This is a genomic window from Burkholderia sp. WAC0059, from assembly GCF_002870125.1.
Lineage (GTDB): Bacteria > Pseudomonadota > Gammaproteobacteria > Burkholderiales > Burkholderiaceae > Paraburkholderia.
Genome location: NZ_PNEO01000012.1, coordinates 15,067 through 33,356 on the forward strand (window position 1 = coordinate 15,067; position 18,290 = coordinate 33,356).

An 18,290-nucleotide genomic window follows, 5' to 3' on the forward strand; every position below is an offset into this window, starting at 1 on the left:
GTGCGGGAATGTCCCGCGGATTGACCCCGTGCCGTACTAATGCGGCGCTGCCGGCGCGGAGGCCGCAGCCGGTTTCGCATCGGGATCGAACTTGCCCGTATAGAGCTGGTCACCGTAGTCCTGGGCGATCTGGTCGTACTTCACGCGCGTGGCCTGGGCAAACGGCTCACGCGATGCGAGGAATGAGCCAAGCCCCGCATGCTCATACGCATCCAGGATCTGATGCCCGACGCTATAGAGCTGCGCGTTCTTTGCCTCGCACTGCTGCAGCGTTGCGTCACGCGCCTTCAGCTGGGCATCGCTCTCTTTTGCTTCAGCTTCGCGGGTACGCGACTGCGCGGCGAGGCTCTCGTAATCGGACCGATACTTCGCAAGCTGCGCGCTGTCCTGCGCATGACTGGCGCGCTCGGCCGCCAGCGCACGCTCCGCCGCATCCGTCGCATCCGGCCGGCCCTTCGCTGCGACAAGCGCAGTCTGTGCCTGCTTCAGATCGGCCTGGGCCTTGTCCCGATCCTGCTGCGCTGACGAAAGCTGCGCCTGCAACTGGGACTGGCTGTCCTGGAGCTGGCGCAACTGCTCAGTCGTCTCACGCAGCTGGCTGCGCAGCCGGTCCTCGAGACTCTGTGCGGACGCAGGCACCGGCAGGACAGCCAGACTGCCGGCCAGCGCGCAGGCACAGAGAAAAAGATGACGTACTCTCATGGCCGTCTCCATCAGAACCGTGCATTCATCTCAAGCTGCAGCACGTCGATCGTGAGCGGCGGACCGTACACCTCGTGCGCGCTCATCCACCGGGCCTGCAGCCACGCATCGCGCGCGACCGCGTACTGCGCACCGATGATGTAACCCTTCGTATTGGTTCCCCCGAGATCGAAGTCCGGGTCGACGAAGGCGTCGAGCACTGCATCGGGCTGGAGATACTTGTAGGTCACCGAGAAGTTCCACTGGCCCTTCTCCAGCGTGTCCGGCTCGCCCAGCGTCGCCTTGAACATGAAGCCGTTGGCGCCGCTCCTGTAGTCGGCCTGGGTAACAGTGGTCGACGAGCTGCTCGCGTTGTTGAAGTTGTTCACGACCGGCGCCGCGCCGGCTGCAAATGCCTTGTTGGAGTTGTAGGCCAGGTTCCGGACATACTCGCCGTCGAGCCTGATCTTGTAGCGATCGGCCAGCTTCGTGTCCCACTCAAGCTTGGTGTCGAGGATGCGATAGTTGTAGGCCAGACCGAAATACTGCGGATCCGGCGTATCGCCCGGCGCGAGGTTCGGATTCTGGATAATGTTGCGCAGCGCAACGAGCGTATTGCCCTTCTGCATGAACGCAGGCGCTTCGTTATCCGTGCTGCAGCTTGTCGCACCGAGATACAGCGCGCAGGGTGCCGACAGCTGCCCCTTCATGTTCATGAAGTCGTAATAGGCAACCGCACCCTTGAGCCGGTTCTGGTCGTTGATCTGCCATTCGGCGCCAAACTGGCCACCCGCCATCCACTGCGTCGTGCCGCCCGATGTATCCGGATTCTGCGCGAGGAAGCTGTCGGAGCTGTACTGGATCGGGAACACGCCGAGCGTGCCGAACAGCGTCACGTTATCGTGTCCCGGCAGCAGATGCCGGAAGCTGGCCGCGATGCCGTCGAACTGCAGATCGTTCGAGTACAGCAGGTCCGAGGAGAAGAACGGATTGTCGAACCGGCCCGCCGTGATGTCGATCCAGGGGACAGGCTTGTATTTCAGGTAAGCCTGGTTCAGCCAGATGTCGTTCTTGGCAAACCCGCCACCGAGCAGGCTCGTCGTCGACACCGGGCCGTCATCGTTGCCACTCGCCAGTTGCAGACCCGCCGTGAGCTGATCGGAGACCACGGCCGTCACCCCGAGGCGCGCGCGGATGCTCAACTGGTCATCCCGGTCATGGGTCGTGTTCTGCGTCGGAAACGGGCTGGTGTTGGTGTTCGGATTGATATCGACCGGGCTGCCCTTGTTGATCGCTGCAAAATTGGTCAGACCTGTCACGTTACGCGGAGAATAGAAGTCGAACTGGTCCCGTACCCGCACGTCGCCGTTGATCGTGATGCGCGAAACCCAGTCCGGAAAAGTGTTGGGCTGCGCCCAGTTCTCTGCCTTCGCCTGCGAGACGACTTCCTGCTTGACCTCGTCCCGGATCTGGTCGCGCACGACCTGCGGCACATAGGGCACGGCGACGTCGCCAGGCTGCGTCGGCGCATTGACAACCTGCGCACCTGCGCCCCCCGCTGCCCCGGACGGCGCGGCCTTCGTCTGGCTTGCTTCGTTCTGTGCTTCAGCAATCAGTTCGGTCGCGTTCTGCTGCGTGAGCACGCCACGCTTGACCAGCAGCTTGATCAGATTGATCACCGTGCTCCCCGTCGGCGTCGCCGCGGCGTTCGCCGAAGCCTCTGCGGCCTGCGTCTCGAGCGACTGCGCATGCACATGCGGCGCCGCAGCCATGCTCAACGCCAGTATCGCCAGACTGGTACGCGAGAGGCGGATACGCCCGCACGCACGGCTCCCCGCTGCGTTCCGCTCTTCCATTCTCTGAATCATCCCGACTCTCCACATAACTTGCGTTCTTCTGCCCCGACGACCACGGCCCTATCCAGGCCGGCGTCCGTTCAACCTGACCAGTACCGGGTACGTCGCCCCCGGCGGCGGCGCTTCATCAACCTTGCCCAGCGACTGGATGGCATTGACCACAGCCGCGTCCAGCTTCGGGTCCCCAGTCGACTGGCTGACCGTGACCCGCGTGATATGTCCGTCCGGGTCCATCCAGAGATTCAGCTCCACCGCAAACCGGGCGCTGCCCCCCGCTTCCTGCACCTGCCTGTCCCGCTCAACGGTCTGCTGCAGCAGATACGCCATGTACTGCCGGTAGGTCGCGTTGCCGAAGCGCCCACCGCCTCCGCTGCCCACCATCCCCGTGCCATCACCGGCACCCAGGTTGAAGTTGTCGCTGCCGGCCTGGGCCGGCGCGTTCATCGTCATCTGCTTCGGCTGGTTATCCGAAGGTTTTGGCGTCTCGGCCGGCTTCGACACTGGCGTCGGCTTCGACACCGGCGTCTGCACCGTCTGCTCGATCTTCGGCGGCGGCGGCTTGACCTGGGGCGGTGGTGGCGGGGGCGGGGGCGGCACCGGAATCACGGTGGTCACCTGCGGCGCCTCCGTGCGCTTCACGCCTGCGCGGTCACTCGCCAGCTGCCACACGAGCCACGCCGCGCCCGCCACCAGGAGTACGATGACCGCCGGCTTGATCCAGCGGCGCCACCCGTTCGGTGGACCGTCGCCGTGGCCGTTCTGGTAGGTCATTTCCATGACGTCATCCGCCTGCCGCGCCCTGCGCGGGCTTGCCGGTCACCAGACCGACCTGCGAGAGATCAAGACGGCGCAGCAGATCAAGTACGTCCATGACCTTCTGGTACTGCACAGTCGAGTCGCCCTTGAGCACGATCGGGAAATCCGCACTGGTTGCCTTGGCCGTGCGAAGACGGCTCTCCAGTTCGTCCATGGACACCGGATACGCGTCGAGATAGATCTGGCCGGAGTCGGAAACCGTGATCGCCTTCGTCTGCGGCTTCGCGAGGCTCGTCGACGAACTCGCGCGGGGCAGGTCCACCTTGATACCCTGCACCGAAGCGGTCGTCATGATGATGAAGATGATCAGCAGTACATACGCCAGATCCAGCATCGGCGTAATATTGATGTCGTCGTAGGGCTTCTCGTCGTCCTGGACCCGCATGATGGTCTCCTCAGGCCGCCGTCAGCGCGTGATCGGGATTCGCATGCGCTTCGGCGAGGCGCGTGACGAATTCGTCCACGAACACCTGCATGTTGGCGCTCACGTTCTTGTTGCGCGTCAGCAGGTAGTTGTAGCCAAAGAGTGCAGGGATCGCGACGAACAGGCCCGCGACTGTCGCAAGCAGTGCAGCAGCGATACCCGGTGCGATCGCATTCACGTTGACGTCGCCCGCTGCGGCAATCGCCGCGAACGTGATCATCACGCCGACCACCGTGCCGAGCAGACCGAGGAACGGGCCGCCGGAAATCGCAATCGTGAGCAGCACCATCGACTTCGACAGGCGCTGGTTCTCGCGCACGAGCGTCGCGTCCATCGTCGCCCGGATCGCCTCGATGGACTCCGCGCTGATCACGCTGCGCCCCTGCTCGTCGATGCGGCTGTGGATTTCATCGACCCCTGCCCGGTACAGGCGATACAGGGACGACTGGCCGAGACGCTGCCCTTCGTCGGATTTCGCATCCACCTGCGCGAGGCCCACGAGCTTGCGGCCCGCCACCTCGCGAAAGCGCTTCAGGAAAAAACCGTTGGCCTTGTCGAGCCGCCCCACGTAGTTCGCCTTCATGTACATCACGACCCACGAGATCACGGCCATGGCGAGCAGGATCGCAATCACGAACCATGCATCGACCGTCACCGAATGGACGATCACGCCGAAGTAGCCGAAGCCGAAGCCCGACTGTTTCTCGTCCGCGCCGTAGCTCACGAGCTTCGACTCGGCGCCCTCGTTCAGGAAGTCGAGGCCAATCAGCGTGGGCGAGCGCGCCACCTTCGAGAGCCGCAATTCATCCATCTCGCCGGAGAAGGCAGCAAATCCGGCCGGTGCGTTCGCGACATCGCCGCCGATGGCCGTGGGCGTATTGAGCGCGGGCAGAACCGCAGCCACCTGCGCATACGGTTTGCCACCCACATAGAGCACGACGTTGTGGCCGTCCGCGGTCACCGCGATATCGCTCCACTGTCCGGCTGCGACCGGCTGGCCAGCCGCCGTGCGCACGGGCGCCGGGCCCCCGTCGATCTCCACAAACGGCACGCCGTTGTCGAGCCCGACCAGCAGTGCACTGGCTCCGTCGCGACGGCTGTAGAGCAGCGTCTGGGCAGCAAGCGCAGCAGGCTTCACCCAGTCACTGAACGTGAACTGGCCACCGGCGGGGATCGCGAGGGACGGGCTCGCGGCAAGCAGGAGCGGCGTGCCACTGAACTGTGCCGCCCGGCCAATGATGCCGTCCTCGACCACACGGACCGACGCATCCTGCGCGTTGTTGGCGTATGCCGTGGCATCCTTCGGCGGCGTACCGCCCGCATCGTCAAAGTGGAAGACGGCCGTGTAATCCGGATCGAACGTCGCTGCAGGCTTGCTGCCATCCGGCGTCTTCTTGTTGCCGTAGTACATCCAGATGTTCTGGCTCGCACCGGCCGGGAATTGCGGAATATCCACCCAGACCAGCGCCACACCCAGCACCGGATCGTACTGTTCGACGTGGTAGTTCAGCGGCGTCTTGTCGTCAGCCGCCACGAACCGGATGTCCGCCCCACTGTCCTGCAGCCCGTCGAACTGGAAGTTCCCGGAATGCAGGCGAATGAGCAGCGGGACACGTCCGGCCGCCTGCGTGATATTGGCGCCTTTCGGGCTGGTATCGACCGTGATCGACTTCCGGTATGACCAGTCGTTCTGCCACCACGCATTGGCTGCACCTGGCAGCCATGCGAACGCAATGAGTAAAAGGAATAATGCGCGCTTCACAATCCACTCTCCTGAGATACCGGCACCGGTCCGTCCACCGGCCCATAGTCAACAAACCGTGCTAGAAACTCGCCCGTACGTAGAAATCGAACTGCGGGTGATACGCCTTCGTGAACGTCCCTGCGTGCAACGGGAACGCCATTTCAAGGTCGGCACTCGCAAACCGCAGTACCTGGATGCGCGTACCCAACCCCGCACTCACCAGGTTGAAAGAGGATGTCTGCTCCGGCAGCGGGCTGAGCAGCCACAGGTGTGCAGCGTCAACAAACCCGTGGAACCGCCACTCGTTCGCCCAGCTGCCCACGTACTTCGCGATCGAGGGCGAGCGCACTTCGACCGAACCGATCACGCCGCTGTCCGATGTGTCTTCCGCCTCCAGATAGCCGCGCACCGTATTGATGCCGCCCGCCGCAAACTGCTCGCTCGACACCAGGGGCTCGTTGGCAAACTGTGCCGACACATGTCCGTTAAGCTGCACGTCGCGCGGCAGGTCCTGGGTATGGTTGACATCGAAACGGCCGTACACAAAATCCGAGGTCGCGTTGTAGCGCTTGTTGTCGAACTCATCGGCGCTGCTGCCGACACCCCTGATGTTCGTCGTCAGCGACGCCGTGAACGACGTCTGCGAATTCTTTCGGTTGAGCTGGCCGTTGTAGGAGAACGTCACCGGCAGATAGGTCAGCGGCGCTTCCGATAGCTGACCAGCCACCCGGTCGTCTTCGTCAAAGTGCTTGTGATCGATCTCGATACTCACCGACTGCGAATACGTATCGGTGGCGGGCAGCGTATAGATCGCGCTCAGACCGAACGACGTCCCCTTGCCCAGCACCGTGGTGGCGGCACCCGACGCCACATCGCTGTCGGAATGGAAAACCGTGGCCTGCAGACTCCAGTGCGTCCCCTGAATCGGCGCAAGATAGGAGAATGAATAGACCTTGGCGTCCTCGGGGTGCTGCGGTGCGATCAGGAAACTGCCCGAAAAGACATGTCCGAGCTGCCAGAGGTTGGAGTAGCTCAGCGAGGCAACGGTGCGCAGTTCGGACGTGTCCGGACTGCGGTCGTTGTTGACCTCCAGACTGCCGTGCCACGGACTCTGGTCATTCACCTTCAGGTCCACATCGAGCGTCTGCGGCAACGTACCGGGCTTGAGCACCGGCGCCACCTGCCGGTCTGCGCTGTTCAGCGCCGTCAGCTGCTGCTGAGCCGCCGTAAAGTCTGGCACCGTGCCTTCCGTCAGGGCCGGTACCGCGTCCCGGATCACCTCGGGCGACGTATATTTCTCGCCCTCGACCCGGACACGCCCCACCTTCGCCTCGACCACCTGCAGCACGATCACACCATTGCTCACATGCTGCTGAGGCAGCTCCACCACCACCGACTGATAACCCCTGTCCTGATAGACCTTCTGCAGCGCATCGCGCGCAGCCTGAACATCCTTCAGCGTGCGCCCCGGCCCTTCAAACGGATACACGGCCTTCTCGATATCGAGACCGGGCAGCGTGGAATTGCCCCGGACGATGAATTCGTTGACGTCAAACGTCCCGGGCGCCGATGACGAAGGCGCCTGCGCGGTACCGCCCGCAGCAGCCGCACCTGCCGCCTGCTGCGCATGCGCGGATGACGCCAGCGCCATACCGCCAGCCAGCAGTACGCCGGCCCAGCCGTACCCATGCCACCCGCCTGACTTCTCCCCGTAGAACCGTGGCGCCATTACGCCGCTCCCCTTGATACACGTCGACGACACAAACCTTCCCCGCCACCCAATACCGGGCGGACCCTGTTCTCTGGATATTTACAATTACTTCATACGTAGTACGAACAAACACATACACTCCGTGAATGCCCGTGTGACTGACCAACGATCCTGAATACGACCCCGGCGACATACCGTCGCCGGATCAATCCGGAAGGCAGAGGAGGTCGCAGATTCCCTCGTCCGTCACGGGATCTGCTCGTATTGAATGGTTGTGGAGTATAGGGACCGTTGCCGTCATTTTTAAGACGGATGTTACGTACCATTGAAGTTTTATCGGACCGGAAAGCCTGCCCGGAAAATGTACGTAACATCCGTCAAGATGACGAAATACATTGCCCGTAGGATCGCTCCGTTATAGCGCCCCTTCCTTCCGGAAGCATTCTGCTGGCGAGAGGTACACGTGAAGCATCCGTCGCTCCGAGGACAACGACCTGTGGCCGGCGGCAGGCGTCAGAAGGGCATCGCTGTCATCACGGCACTGCTGGTCGTCGCACTGGCCGCCTCGCTCGCGGTGAGCATCGTCTGGCGGGAGCTCGTGGCCCTGCGCGATATCGAGAACCAGCGTCTCGCGCTCCAGACCCTATGGCTCGAAAGAGCCGCGGTGCAATGGGCGCGCGCCACGCTGCGCGTGCAGAGCACGCAGTCAAACGTGTCCTATGTGGGACAGGCCTGGTCTGTGCCCGTGCGTAACCTGAGACTGGCCGACCTGCTTCCCGAAGACACCCAGCGCCTGAATGGGGAACTCAGTCAGGCCACCCTGTCAGGTGAAGTGGAAGACGCCCAGGCGAAATTCAACCTGACCGACCTGATCTCGCGGTCCGGCCCGGGACAACCGTGGGCTGTCGATGCGAGCGGCCTGTATACGTACCGCCAGTTGTTGACGGAACTTTCCCTGAACCCCGGGCTTGCGCAGCAGACGGCCGCCTACATGCTGAATTCTGTGAACGACCGGATTCCGCAAGGCGAGTATTCAGAGGACGATCATCCGAGCCTGCTGGGCTGGCCGATGCAGCTCGTGTCCATCGCAGATCTTGACAGGGTGCCGGGTTACGATACGCAGACCATCAGGACTCTGGCACCCTACGTCACCCTGCTCCCCGATTACACCTACGTCAATGCGAACACCGCACCTGACGTCGTCCTGGCTGCAGCACTTCCCGGGCTTTCGGTGGAACAGGCCCACACCCTGACCGCACGCAGACAGACCGCCTACTTCGTCAGCACCGGGGACATTCCGCTGATACTCGCACCGAACGCAGGCAGCACAACACTTCCCACCGGCTCACTGATCTCCGTCAACAGCGGCTACTTCATCGTGCATTGCCGGATCCACTCGACGCGGATCGACATCCGGATGGACACGCTGATCGGTCGCTTCGGCATCGGCGACTTCACAACCACGCGCGTCCTGTGGGTTCACCGCCTCACTGCCGGACAGACGTGAGCCGCGCACTCAGTCACGCGCGCACGAACCTTTCGAGCCCGACTGCCCGGCGAGCTGGTCGACAGGCACCGTCGGTACCTCCATCTCCTGGAATACGACTTCCTGTGCCTGCTTGAGCAGGCAGTCCCAATATTCAATCGATACGATGCACGCGACCGGCTGGCCATACTTCGTGATCACGACCGGACCATCCTGTGCGTCCCGCAGGGCGCTGGACGGATTCCGGCTGAATTCCCGTGTCACCATCGACTTCACGTGCTGCCAGAAATGAAGATCCACCGTTGGTCCCCTTTGCCCCGCGTTTGACCGCGTAGCCCAACATGCAGTCCGGGGCACCTCGCCGCGTTATTCGGTTCAGTGTGACTTAAACCCGGCCATTAATTCCTCGTCGAGGATGCGGATTATCGGCACCATGAAAGCAGCCCAACCCGCGCGTTCCAAATCGGCGATCTTAATCCATCATCAAAACCGCCTTTACGACATCTTCGAGGCAGAATGTACGTACAACGCAAACCATTCAAAACGCTTTCATCATGGTAGCGTCATACTAAATCCAGCCCCCACAAGGACGTACACACCTTTTGACACAAAAAATTCATCTTCCAGCGTAATTAATCAACACCACATAAAATCCAGTCGCCGCAATTTTCTTTAACTTTATGTTTCGTCTGAATATCCAGCACATTCACGTCAGCCACCAATCACCCATTGCCGCGAAAAGGCCACCCAACAGGCTTTCCAAAAGAACTTCTCCCTGATTCATCATTAATTCAGCAAATATCTCCGTCAATCAGAAAATCGCGTCCTGAATCATCTTTCTGCAGGTCACTGCGAAAAGGATAATGTCCGGATACCATCCGGTCTCACAGACTTTGTGCAGCCCGAATACGCATGACGCTGGTCTTCACGTGCGAACCCGCACATTCTCCTCACCGCGAAGCACTTCGCACCGCCCACCTGCTCCACCCGGCGAGCCCGCGTCTGGCTTGTATGCGCAACCAGTCTCCTTCACTCCATCTGCCATCTGGCGCAGCCGCCGGGCTGGATTTCCGCTCCACCACCACACCCGCCTGCCGCATCTGGAGACCGCCTGCCACCTCGACTGAGCACCTGACATGCTCGCCCGCCAACATCATTTGCCGCGAGCCACTTATACTGGACAGGCAGGCTGGCCATCCTGTGGAAACGTTTGCTCCAACCTCGAAAGTCGAAGCATCGTGACCACCCAATATTCCATGGCGACGTTTTCCGATATCGCCACATCTCACCTTGATGGCTGCCTGCTGGCGGCTCCGTCATCAGCCAATGTGTAGCGCTGCCGCATCTGCATTCCGGACGACACCCGACAGATTGCAGTGATGCGACGCCCTCGTGGCCCACGGTCATGCAATGACCGCACCGTGACAGCAGCAACCAGTTCGGCACGAAAACGCCTTAAATTCCGTGCACTGTATTCACGACGGAAAGGGTGTCACAGTTCGAGCTCCGTTTAAACCGGACGTTCGCTATTTCAGTGATGGAAAAGTTGAATGGATCACGATGAAACCCCTCGATATCGAAGCCGTTCAGGCCTTTGTGCTCGTCGCAGACACGCACAGCTTTACCCGCGCAGCGGACTTGCTGAATACAACCCAGTCAGCCATCAGTATCAAGCTCAAGCGGCTCGAACAGCGCGTGGGACAGCAACTGATCGAACGTACGCCACGCAAGGTACGGCTCTCCCCGAAAGGAGAGTTATTCCTTCGCTCGGCTCGTGCACTGCTCGCCGCACATGACGATGCCATTACCTCGCTGGTGGCTAACCGTATTCCCCTGAAAATCGGAATCAGTCATCACCTGGTAGGCAACAATCTGCCGGTACTGCTCCGGCACCTGCGGGAGGCCAACCCGCATCTGCAGATCGAGCTTCGGGTGTCCAGCTCGCGCGACATGCAGGCGCAGTTTGACCAGGGCCAGGTGGATGCCGCCATCGTGCTGTCACACGACGATATCCGGCATGACGGAGAAACACTCGTGCAGGAGCAGTTCGGATGGATGGCCATTCCGGACTGGACGCAACCACCTGATGCGGCGATTCCGCTTGCGCTGCAGGCACATCCGTGCCGTGTGCGTGCGATGGCCGTCGACGCGCTCGCACTGGTCCGCATTCCCTGGGAAGAGGTATTTGTTGGCGGCGGTGCCGCGACCCTGGCCGGCGCGGCGCTGGCAGGTCTCGCCATTGCACCGCTCGCGCTGAGCGCCGCACCGGCAGGCACGATGGATATCGGTCCCCGCATCGGCCTGCCCGTGCTTCCAACGCGCGAAATCATCCTGTATTCGGCCTCGTCCGAACCGGAAATCCGTGTAGCCCTGCGCAAGCTCGGTGAGGCCTTCCAGGACGCTACCATCAGGATGCCTGCCGCAACACCGTCACACGCTGTAGCAGCCGCGGCCTGATATTCCAAAGTCCTGATCAGCGACTGCCCGGCCCTCCCCGATGCCGGGCACCTTACGACGCCGGACTGCTCCTGGGCACGTCCGGCTGGTTGTCAGGCAGGGCCTGCTGGAAAGCGGGCAGATCAAGACAGGCCTGCACAATCCTGTCGACCACCGGATAAGCGGCCGGATCGACACCATGGCGCCTCGCCGCCAGCACCTGGGGCACCAGGAACACATCGGCGAGCCCCGGCTCGTCTCCGTGACTGAAATGTCCCGTCCCGCCGTACTGGAGCTGTGCCTCAAAGGCGCGCAGTCCTTCCGCTGCCCAGTGTCGCTGCCACGCTGTCACCGCCGCCGTGTCGACACCCAGGTTCCCGCGCAGATAGTCCACCACCCGCAGGGTGCCAAGCGGATGTGTATCGGCACCCAGCAATGCAGCGAGTCCGATTACACGCGCACGTTCCGCAGGCGCGGTCGGGATCAGTTGCGGCGTCCGATAGCGGTGTTCGAGATAGTCGATGATTGCGAGGCTCTGCGTCAGGACAAGCCCGTCCACCTCGAGCACGGGTACAGCCGCAGCGGGGTTCAGTGCCACGTAGTCAGCGTTGCGCTGCTGCGCACGCGACAGGTCATGCGTCACCTGGGTATAGGTAGCGCCCTTCAGGTTCAGCGCAATCCGTACCCGGAATGACGCGGACGAACGGTAGTAGCCATGCAGCTTCATCCTCTGTCTCCTTTCAGCATTTCGACCATCACACAGCATCCGGGCGATCCCCGTCGGACGGCGCTTCAACTGCCGGCTTCAGCCATGCCACCAGCCACCGGATGAAACCCGGCAACTGGAGCGCAAGCGCGATCCCCAGCGCCACCCGCCACGCCACAACCGGATAATGGAATCCAGCGTCGGGATGCCAGATTCCAAGAATCAGGCCAAAGCCCCCCTGCACAATAAAAGCGCCTGCAAAAATCAGCAGGTTCAGGCACGTCGCAGCACGCCCCGTCATGACCGGCGGCACGCTCTGCGCCACGATCGTATATTCCAGCCCCGCGACCGTGCCAAACAGCGTGAAACACACCGACAGGAACGGCACCAGTGCCGGGACATTGAACATCATCAGGATCTGGACGAGGAGAAAGAGTCCGATGCCGCAGCCTGCGACGTCCCGCGGCTTCATGCCGAAACGCCTGGCCGCCCATTCGGTCACGTTGCCCAGCGACAGCGAACCCGCCACGATCGCCCCCATCCCGACCAGCAGGAAGGCGGCCGAGTCCTGCACGCCGAACCGGCCGATATCCTGCAGCCATTGCCCCATCCAGAGCCCCTGCAGACCGAAGGCCACCGCGTGAGACGGCAGCAGCAGGCTGATCGTGCGCCGGAATGCCGGGTCGCGGTAAACCTCGAGCAATGCACGGGGCGATGGCAGACGACTGATCCGGTGAGCAACCGGATCGGCCGGCGTCAGCAACCCGATGGCAACGGCAGGCAGCAGCGTGAGACCCGCGAGCACCATGAACAGTGTGCGCCAGTCCATGTGCTGCAGCGCCAGCGCCACGGGCAGCGTGGAAGACATCGCGCCCAGGCCGCCCACGGCCAGCAGATACCCATGGATCGATGGCAGCCTTGCCGGCTCGACCCAGTACGACAGGACCTTGATCGACCCCATGAAGCAGGCCGACAACCCGATGCCGGTCAGCACCCGTGCAATGAACAGCATGCCGAACCCGCCGCTCGTCGCGAAAAGAAGCGATCCCAGCGAAGCAGCCACCAGCAGCACAAGCTGCACCCGCCGCGGCCCGTAACGGTCGAGCGCGACACCGACTGGCAGCTGCGCAATGCCGAACGCAGCAAAATAGGCGCTCGACAGCAGACCAAGCTGCGTGGCGCCCAGCTGCAGGGACGCCACCAGATACGGTGACAGCACCGCATTGATGGTGCGGAAAATAAAGGACATGTAGTGTCCCAGCGCAAACGGCAGGAACACACTGGTATAGAGGGCGACCCGGCCCAGGGGCCGTATGCCTGTCGACTGCATCATTCGAACTCCCGGTAGTGAAAGGGCGCGCCAGCGCATCCTGCCGCCGGCGCCACCCGGCGGATTACTCTCCAGCAGAACCAGTCCCCTCGACAGATGCAGACGTCCGGCGGAACACATGGTCAAGGCTGCCATCCGGGGCCTCTCTCAGCAGCGTGCCGAGCCCCGCCAGTTGCGGCAGGTTCTGAACGACATACAGCACGAGTGCGTCATCTGCGTGAGGGTTATCCAGCCAGTGCGACGCCCACGGCGGGACGTAGAACACGTCCCCTCGCGCCACCACGTAGTCCGACTGTCGCAGAGTGCTGCTCCCGGCCCGGGAACTGCGGGACAAATCGCATGCGACATGCGCCCGCCCCTGCCCCTGCGCCACCACATACAGATGCCAGAAGGCGTGGCGATGCGCGCTCGTGACCTCGCCCGGACGCACCACCTGGACCGTCATCGAAAGGCCGGGCGCCACCTCTCCCGTTCGACCCGCCGCACCGCCCGGTACCAGCGCAACCGTGCCCCGCTCGCCATGCGCGACCTTCTCGCACCCAGCCTCCAGCACCGAATGGCGCCAGTGGGCCGGTTGTGCGGGATCGCGGGCCGACATCGCCAGATAGCCCGCAAACGGCACCAGCGTCGCGTCCGCGTCGCCGGACGGCACCGGGTCCGCATACGCTGTCATGCTGGCCGCAATGTTTCGTGCCTGCCCGCTCATACGGCCTCCGTCGCATCGCTTGCCTGCCGGAGCGAAGCCTCGACAGCCGTGCCTTCCTGCAACTCGCGCATCAACTGCAGCACGCACTGGTCGGCATCGGCGGTCTGCCGCGACGGAATCTGCGGACGCGGTAACGCATGCGTATAGAAATGCACGCCCTCGACCACGAAGCCCACCGCCCACAATCCGTTGCGCACCTGGCCATCCGCACCGAACGGCCGCAGATGCCGGTCGATGTCGATCCCCCCGGGATGGTAGTCGCCGTTCCGGTACGGCCGGATCAGCCCGCGCTCAAGCAGCCTCGCCGTCAAGGTTGCGTCGTCGGTCAGCGGCGACCATGCATCGAGCCTGGCCGTCACCAGCACATCGGCCCATTGCCGTCCGATTCCGTCATGCCAGGGCGTGTCGATGCGAAAGCGCGCGGTGTCCTCGTCGAAGCCAACGTGTGCCCCCGGCCCGCCCCCCAGACCCAGCACGCCCGCCTTTCTGAGCGCCAGCAACTCCACCACGCGCTGCATGGGTGGACCGAACGAAATCCGGTTGGTCACGGCGTTGAACACCTCTGCGAAATGCCTGTGCGATCCGGGCGTCAGGCCACCGAACTCGACAGCCGCGCGCAGCGCCTCGCGCGTGTCGCGCAGCACGTCGGTTGCCGCTTTCACCGGACTGCGCAGGTTGCCACGCCGCGCCTGCGCCAGATCATCCGCGACCAGCCCGTCGAAATACGCCTCGAAGGCCGCCTGGGAAGCGAACTGGCGGCCCTCCAGCGGCCAGAGGATCCCATGGACCGCACGCTGCTCCGCTTCAGTCGGCACGAATGCGTCCGGGTCCGTCCCGCGTCCGTCGACTGCCATCCGGTACGCGAAGGCCATCTCCCGCACGATGAGGGGCATGACATGCGCCTGGAAGTCCAGCCTTGCCTCCCCCGTGGCAGCCCGTACGTTTTCAACCGCCTGCGGCGTGAAGAAGCGCGCAGGATGCCGTCCCGTCAGCCCCTTCTGGTTCAGCCCGCGGGCAGCAAACGGCAGGCACTGGCGTGAGAACAGCAGCATGCGCGGCTCCCGGCCCGACGGCGCGTACCGCAGCCCGTCGGAGGTCGCGACAAACTGCCCGCCACGCCCGACCGTCAGCTGCGAGATCACATCGTGCGCAGTCAGCCCGAAGCCCTGGATCGCCACCGTCGCCTGCGCGTCGAGCCCGGCCAGTTGCTCAACCGGATACGGGCAGGCAACGAAGCGCAGCGCCGGATTGCGCCGGCCGTGCCCGTCCACGAACGCCGCGGCTGCACGATCGTCACTGGTTGGCGCTCGCCGTCCATGTCCCATCGCCAGCACCACGAAATCGGCATGGCAGTGCTGGCCGTTCTCCAGCACCACGGTATAGCCGTCGCCGCCGGCCCGCGGTGCCACATCCGTTGCCCGGGTACGATGGTGGCATAGCGTCACCCGCTCAGGCAGCAGGGCTACGATCTGTGCGTATACCCACGCCAGATATTCGCCAAGCAGGCTGCGCGGCAGATGGTCAAACTCCGTGATCTCGTGACCCGACTCATCGCCCACCCGGAAGAAGCGGCGGCCAAAGCGACGATACCCACTCTGGCGCGCCCACTCCACCAGCGAAGGTCCACCCGTCGCTCGCGCGGCTACGCTCGCCGGAGCAAACATCGTGACCTGCGACGCCACTGTGTTGATCAGCAGATGGTCCGGCTGCATGGAGGGATGTGCCCCCTGACCGCACTCACCGGGGTCGACGACGTCGACGTGCAGGCGCACGCCGTCGGGCAGACGGTGCGCATGTTCCAGCACCCGCTCGAGGATGCTCAGTCCGCGGGGACCCATCCCGACCAGCGTGAGAAAGCGTTTCGTCATGGCTGTTCTCCTCTCAGGTCCAGCGAACCCGCGAGCGAGAGCCGCGGCCGCGGCGCGCGGATCTGGCGCACCGCACCCTCCGTCCCGGCCACCGGACGGGGTAGCGAACGGGGCGCCTCGTGCAGCGCGAGGATGTCGGGTTCCGACGGCAATGACGGGAACACGGTGCGAACCAGGGGATCGTGCCCGGGAATCACGTGCATCGGGCCATCAGCCAGCGACTCGATCTTCCCGTGCGCATCGAGCATGTCCGGCACACTCGCCACGATGGGAAACGGACGCCGCGCCCGCAGGTTGTCCCAGTAATGGGCGGCATCGCTGGCCAGTACCACGTGCCCTCTTGCGGTGGACACCCGTACCACCTGGAGCCCGGGCGTATGGCCGCCCATCCGGTGCAACGTAATGCCCGGCAGCAGCTCACTGTCCCCGTCAAGAAGACACATCCTGCCGTCGAACAGTCCGCGCACGGCCTGGACGACATCATCGGCCTCGAACGGTGCGCGTAGCGCGCCATGACACATGCAGCGCCCCGTACAGAACGCCATCTCGACTTCCTGCAGGTGAATGCGCGCGCGAGGAAACATGTCGAGGTTGCCGGCATGATCGTAGTGCATGTGCGTAATGACCACGTCCGTGACATCGTCAGCATCGATGCCCAGCCGCGACAGCAGCACCTTGGGACCGGCAAACCAGTTCCGGTGGCGCGCCTGCGCCGTGCGCCGCTTGCAGCCCGTGTCGACCACCACCGTATGGCTGGCGTCACGGATTACCCAGAAATAGAAATCGAACGGCACAGGCGCGTTGCCGTGCGGATCGTGGCCGAGGTAGTTCTCGCCGGTACGCCGCCCTTCATGCGTGGCGTACCGGATTGCATAGACCTCGTAGTGTGGCAATACGTTGCTCATAGCGACACCTCCGCGAGGCTTTCACCCTGTGCCCGGACAACGTCGCCGGCATGAACCGGAATCACGAGCCTGTCGCCCTGGTGCTCCTGCTGGAAGAAAAATGCCTTCTCGCCGAACGCCGGCGTGAGCTCGTCGAACCACGTGGCCTGCGGATCGAAGCGTGCGTAAAACGGGCGCCGCACCCAGGCTGCGTTGCGGGCCTGCAGGAACTGCAGCGCGAAGACCTTCTCGCCCGCCACCGTCACGATGCCATCGATCATGACCTTGCCCGGGAAGGCACTCATCGACGGACCCCGGACCGTCCGGGCAAGACCCGACACCGTCCGGTAGGCCTCGCAGAAAATCCGGTACGCTTCGGCAAGCGGCAGGCGAAAGTAATCGGCCGGCCCGGTATCGCGCTCGACGAACATGTAGTACGGAATGGCGCCAAGGCGCGTACCCAGCGTCCACAGCCTCGCCCACGCGCCCGGGTCGGTGTTCACATGGTTGATCAGCGGCGCCTGCATACGAAGCGTCGCCCCGGTCCCGATGATCCGCCGCACCGCCTGCTGCGCGATGACGGACTCCAGCTCGTTCGGATGACTGTAGTGCCCCATGATCGCAAGATTGCGCCCGGCAGCCACCACCGACTCGAACAGGCGCATGACATCATCCGCATCGCGGTCCGTCACGAACCGCTGGGGCCAGTAGGCAACCGACTTCGTCCCGATCCGGATATTCTGGACGTGCGCAAGCTCGGGAACGAGCAGCGGCGTGAGGATCTGGCCGAGCAAGCGCGCATTCATGACCAGCGGATCACCGCCGGTAATCAGCACGTCGGTCACCTCCGGATGCCGCTTCAGATAGTCGACCAGATGAGACGACTCGCGCGCATCGAATTTCAGGCCGGCCATCCCGACGAACTGCGGCCAGCGAAAACAGAACGTGCAGTAAGCGTGGCACGTCTGTCCCGCCGAAGGAAAGAACAGTACCGTCTCCCGATACTTGTGCTGCATGCCGGACAGCGGCACACCGTCCAGCCACGGCACGTTATGGGTCTGCTGTCCGGCCGGATGCGGGTTCATCCGCATCCGGATCTGGCCAACCTCACGGTCGATGATCTCGCGCGGCGCGTCGCCGTGCACAAGCTCCCGGAGCGCAACATACTCGCTCTCGCGCAGCATCTCGCGCACCGGAAACGTCAGCCGGAACAGCGGGTCGTCCGGGACCGCGTCCCAGTCAATCAGTTCTTCGAGTACATACTGGTTGACCCGGAACGGCAGCACCCGCCCGACGATATCGATCGCCTCCCGATGCTCGGGCGAAAGACGCCCCCAGACTGATGCCTCATGTATGGTCTGCCTCGTATATGCCCTGAATCTTCCTTTTATTTCGTCATCCATAATAATTACCCCAATTCGTCTTCACCGTCTACTTTCCCGTTAACATGAAACCGGACACGACTCCCCAAGCCGCAGTCCGATGCGTATGAACCGACACAGCGGTTCAATGTCCAGATATCGTCCCGTACCGTCTCACTTTCATCACGACCCTCGATTCATGCGGTTTAACGTATTCCCCTATATTTCGTAGTGCTATATATTTATATCGAAATCTTTATTTATCACTTGAATTGCCTGAT

The 18,290-nt window shown here is 63.1% G+C and carries 15 protein-coding genes; 2 read left to right on the plus strand and 13 right to left on the minus strand.

Annotated features, from left to right (window positions below):
* Window positions 1–36: 36 nt before the first annotated feature.
* From CY652_RS13650 to CY652_RS13675, 6 genes are all read right to left on the minus strand, one after another.
* Window positions 37–702 carry a hypothetical protein gene (locus tag CY652_RS13650; RefSeq protein ID WP_180970588.1) on the minus strand — a complete coding sequence of 222 codons (666 nt, stop codon included), beginning with the start codon at window positions 700–702 and terminating at the stop codon, window positions 37–39.
* A gap of 11 nt (window positions 703–713) precedes the next feature.
* The gene (locus CY652_RS13655; protein WP_102131246.1) at window positions 714–2,549 is read right to left on the minus strand and encodes a putative porin; all 1,836 of its coding nucleotides are present in this window, start codon (window positions 2,547–2,549) and stop codon (window positions 714–716) included.
* A 48-nt stretch (window positions 2,550–2,597) separates the two neighbouring features.
* The gene (locus CY652_RS13660) at window positions 2,598–3,314 is read right to left on the minus strand and encodes an energy transducer TonB family protein (protein ID WP_102131247.1); all 717 of its coding nucleotides are present in this window, start codon (window positions 3,312–3,314) and stop codon (window positions 2,598–2,600) included.
* A 4-nt stretch (window positions 3,315–3,318) separates the two neighbouring features.
* Window positions 3,319–3,738 (minus strand): ExbD/TolR family protein, encoded by a 420-nt coding sequence (locus CY652_RS13665; RefSeq protein WP_102131248.1) that lies wholly within the window; start codon window positions 3,736–3,738, stop codon window positions 3,319–3,321.
* 10 nt (window positions 3,739–3,748) lie between these two features.
* Window positions 3,749–5,539, minus strand: coding sequence for a DUF2341 domain-containing protein (locus CY652_RS13670; protein WP_102131249.1), 1,791 nt, complete (start codon window positions 5,537–5,539; stop codon window positions 3,749–3,751).
* A 61-nt stretch (window positions 5,540–5,600) separates the two neighbouring features.
* Entirely contained in the window at window positions 5,601–7,250 is a 1,650-nt protein-coding gene (locus CY652_RS13675; protein ID WP_102131250.1) for a ShlB/FhaC/HecB family hemolysin secretion/activation protein, read from the minus strand.
* A 445-nt stretch (window positions 7,251–7,695) separates the two neighbouring features.
* Here CY652_RS13675 and gspK point away from each other — a divergent pair, with 445 nt between their 5' ends.
* Complete coding sequence (gene gspK / locus CY652_RS13680; RefSeq protein WP_258002312.1) at window positions 7,696–8,739, plus strand: type II secretion system minor pseudopilin GspK; 1,044 nt, start codon at window positions 7,696–7,698, stop codon at window positions 8,737–8,739.
* A gap of 9 nt (window positions 8,740–8,748) precedes the next feature.
* Here gspK and CY652_RS13685 read toward each other — a convergent pair whose 3' ends face one another.
* A complete protein-coding gene (locus tag CY652_RS13685; protein ID WP_146010107.1) occupies window positions 8,749–9,018 on the minus strand; it encodes a type II toxin-antitoxin system Phd/YefM family antitoxin in 270 nt (89 codons plus the stop codon).
* A gap of 1,260 nt (window positions 9,019–10,278) precedes the next feature.
* On the opposite strand from CY652_RS13685, the gene CY652_RS13690 reads away from it, so the two are divergent.
* The gene (locus tag CY652_RS13690) at window positions 10,279–11,175 is read left to right on the plus strand and encodes a LysR family transcriptional regulator (RefSeq protein ID WP_102131253.1); all 897 of its coding nucleotides are present in this window, start codon (window positions 10,279–10,281) and stop codon (window positions 11,173–11,175) included.
* Between the two features lie 52 nt (window positions 11,176–11,227).
* Here CY652_RS13690 and maiA read toward each other — a convergent pair whose 3' ends face one another.
* The 6 genes from maiA to CY652_RS13720 all read right to left on the minus strand — a co-directional run bounded on the left by maiA (window position 11,228) and on the right by CY652_RS13720 (window position 18,051).
* Entirely contained in the window at window positions 11,228–11,881 is a 654-nt protein-coding gene (gene maiA / locus CY652_RS13695) for a maleylacetoacetate isomerase (RefSeq protein ID WP_102131254.1), read from the minus strand.
* Window positions 11,882–11,909: 28 nt separating this feature from the next.
* The gene (locus CY652_RS13700; RefSeq protein WP_219723740.1) at window positions 11,910–13,193 is read right to left on the minus strand and encodes an MFS transporter; all 1,284 of its coding nucleotides are present in this window, start codon (window positions 13,191–13,193) and stop codon (window positions 11,910–11,912) included.
* Between the two features lie 61 nt (window positions 13,194–13,254).
* A complete protein-coding gene (locus CY652_RS13705) occupies window positions 13,255–13,896 on the minus strand; it encodes a cupin domain-containing protein (RefSeq protein ID WP_102131255.1) in 642 nt (213 codons plus the stop codon).
* Window positions 13,893–15,764 carry an FAD/NAD(P)-binding protein gene (locus tag CY652_RS13710; protein WP_219723741.1) on the minus strand — a complete coding sequence of 624 codons (1,872 nt, stop codon included), beginning with the start codon at window positions 15,762–15,764 and terminating at the stop codon, window positions 13,893–13,895. Before CY652_RS13710 ends, CY652_RS13705 begins: the two co-directional genes overlap by 4 nt.
* Window positions 15,761–16,669 carry an N-acyl homoserine lactonase family protein gene (locus CY652_RS13715; RefSeq protein ID WP_102131256.1) on the minus strand — a complete coding sequence of 303 codons (909 nt, stop codon included), beginning with the start codon at window positions 16,667–16,669 and terminating at the stop codon, window positions 15,761–15,763. The genes CY652_RS13710 and CY652_RS13715 overlap by 4 nt, the downstream gene beginning before the upstream one ends.
* Window positions 16,666–18,051: a KamA family radical SAM protein gene (locus tag CY652_RS13720; RefSeq protein ID WP_102131257.1), complete on the minus strand. Its 1,386-nt coding sequence runs from the start codon at window positions 18,049–18,051 to the stop codon at window positions 16,666–16,668. Before CY652_RS13720 ends, CY652_RS13715 begins: the two co-directional genes overlap by 4 nt.
* Window positions 18,052–18,290 lie beyond the last annotated feature (239 nt).

Excerpts from the sequence above, each read along its gene's own strand:
- CY652_RS13675 (WP_102131250.1), bottom strand. The coding sequence starts at position 7,250 with ATGGCGCCACGGTTCTACGGGGAGAAGTCAGGCGGGTGGCATGGGTAC.
- CY652_RS13665 (WP_102131248.1), bottom strand. The coding sequence starts at position 3,738 with ATGCGGGTCCAGGACGACGAGAAGCCCTACGACGACATCAATATTACG.
- CY652_RS13700 (WP_219723740.1), bottom strand. The coding sequence starts at position 13,193 with ATGATGCAGTCGACAGGCATACGGCCCCTGGGCCGGGTCGCCCTCTAT.
- CY652_RS13650 (WP_180970588.1), bottom strand. The coding sequence starts at position 702 with ATGAGAGTACGTCATCTTTTTCTCTGTGCCTGCGCGCTGGCCGGCAGT.
- CY652_RS13710 (WP_219723741.1), bottom strand. The coding sequence starts at position 15,764 with ATGACGAAACGCTTTCTCACGCTGGTCGGGATGGGTCCCCGCGGACTG.
- CY652_RS13715 (WP_102131256.1), bottom strand. The coding sequence starts at position 16,669 with ATGAGCAACGTATTGCCACACTACGAGGTCTATGCAATCCGGTACGCC.
- CY652_RS13655 (WP_102131246.1), bottom strand. The coding sequence starts at position 2,549 with ATGATTCAGAGAATGGAAGAGCGGAACGCAGCGGGGAGCCGTGCGTGC.
- CY652_RS13690 (WP_102131253.1), top strand. The coding sequence starts at position 10,279 with ATGAAACCCCTCGATATCGAAGCCGTTCAGGCCTTTGTGCTCGTCGCA.
- CY652_RS13660 (WP_102131247.1), bottom strand. The coding sequence starts at position 3,314 with ATGGAAATGACCTACCAGAACGGCCACGGCGACGGTCCACCGAACGGG.
- CY652_RS13705 (WP_102131255.1), bottom strand. The coding sequence starts at position 13,896 with ATGAGCGGGCAGGCACGAAACATTGCGGCCAGCATGACAGCGTATGCG.
- maiA (WP_102131254.1), bottom strand. The coding sequence starts at position 11,881 with ATGAAGCTGCATGGCTACTACCGTTCGTCCGCGTCATTCCGGGTACGG.
- CY652_RS13720 (WP_102131257.1), bottom strand. The coding sequence starts at position 18,051 with ATGGATGACGAAATAAAAGGAAGATTCAGGGCATATACGAGGCAGACC.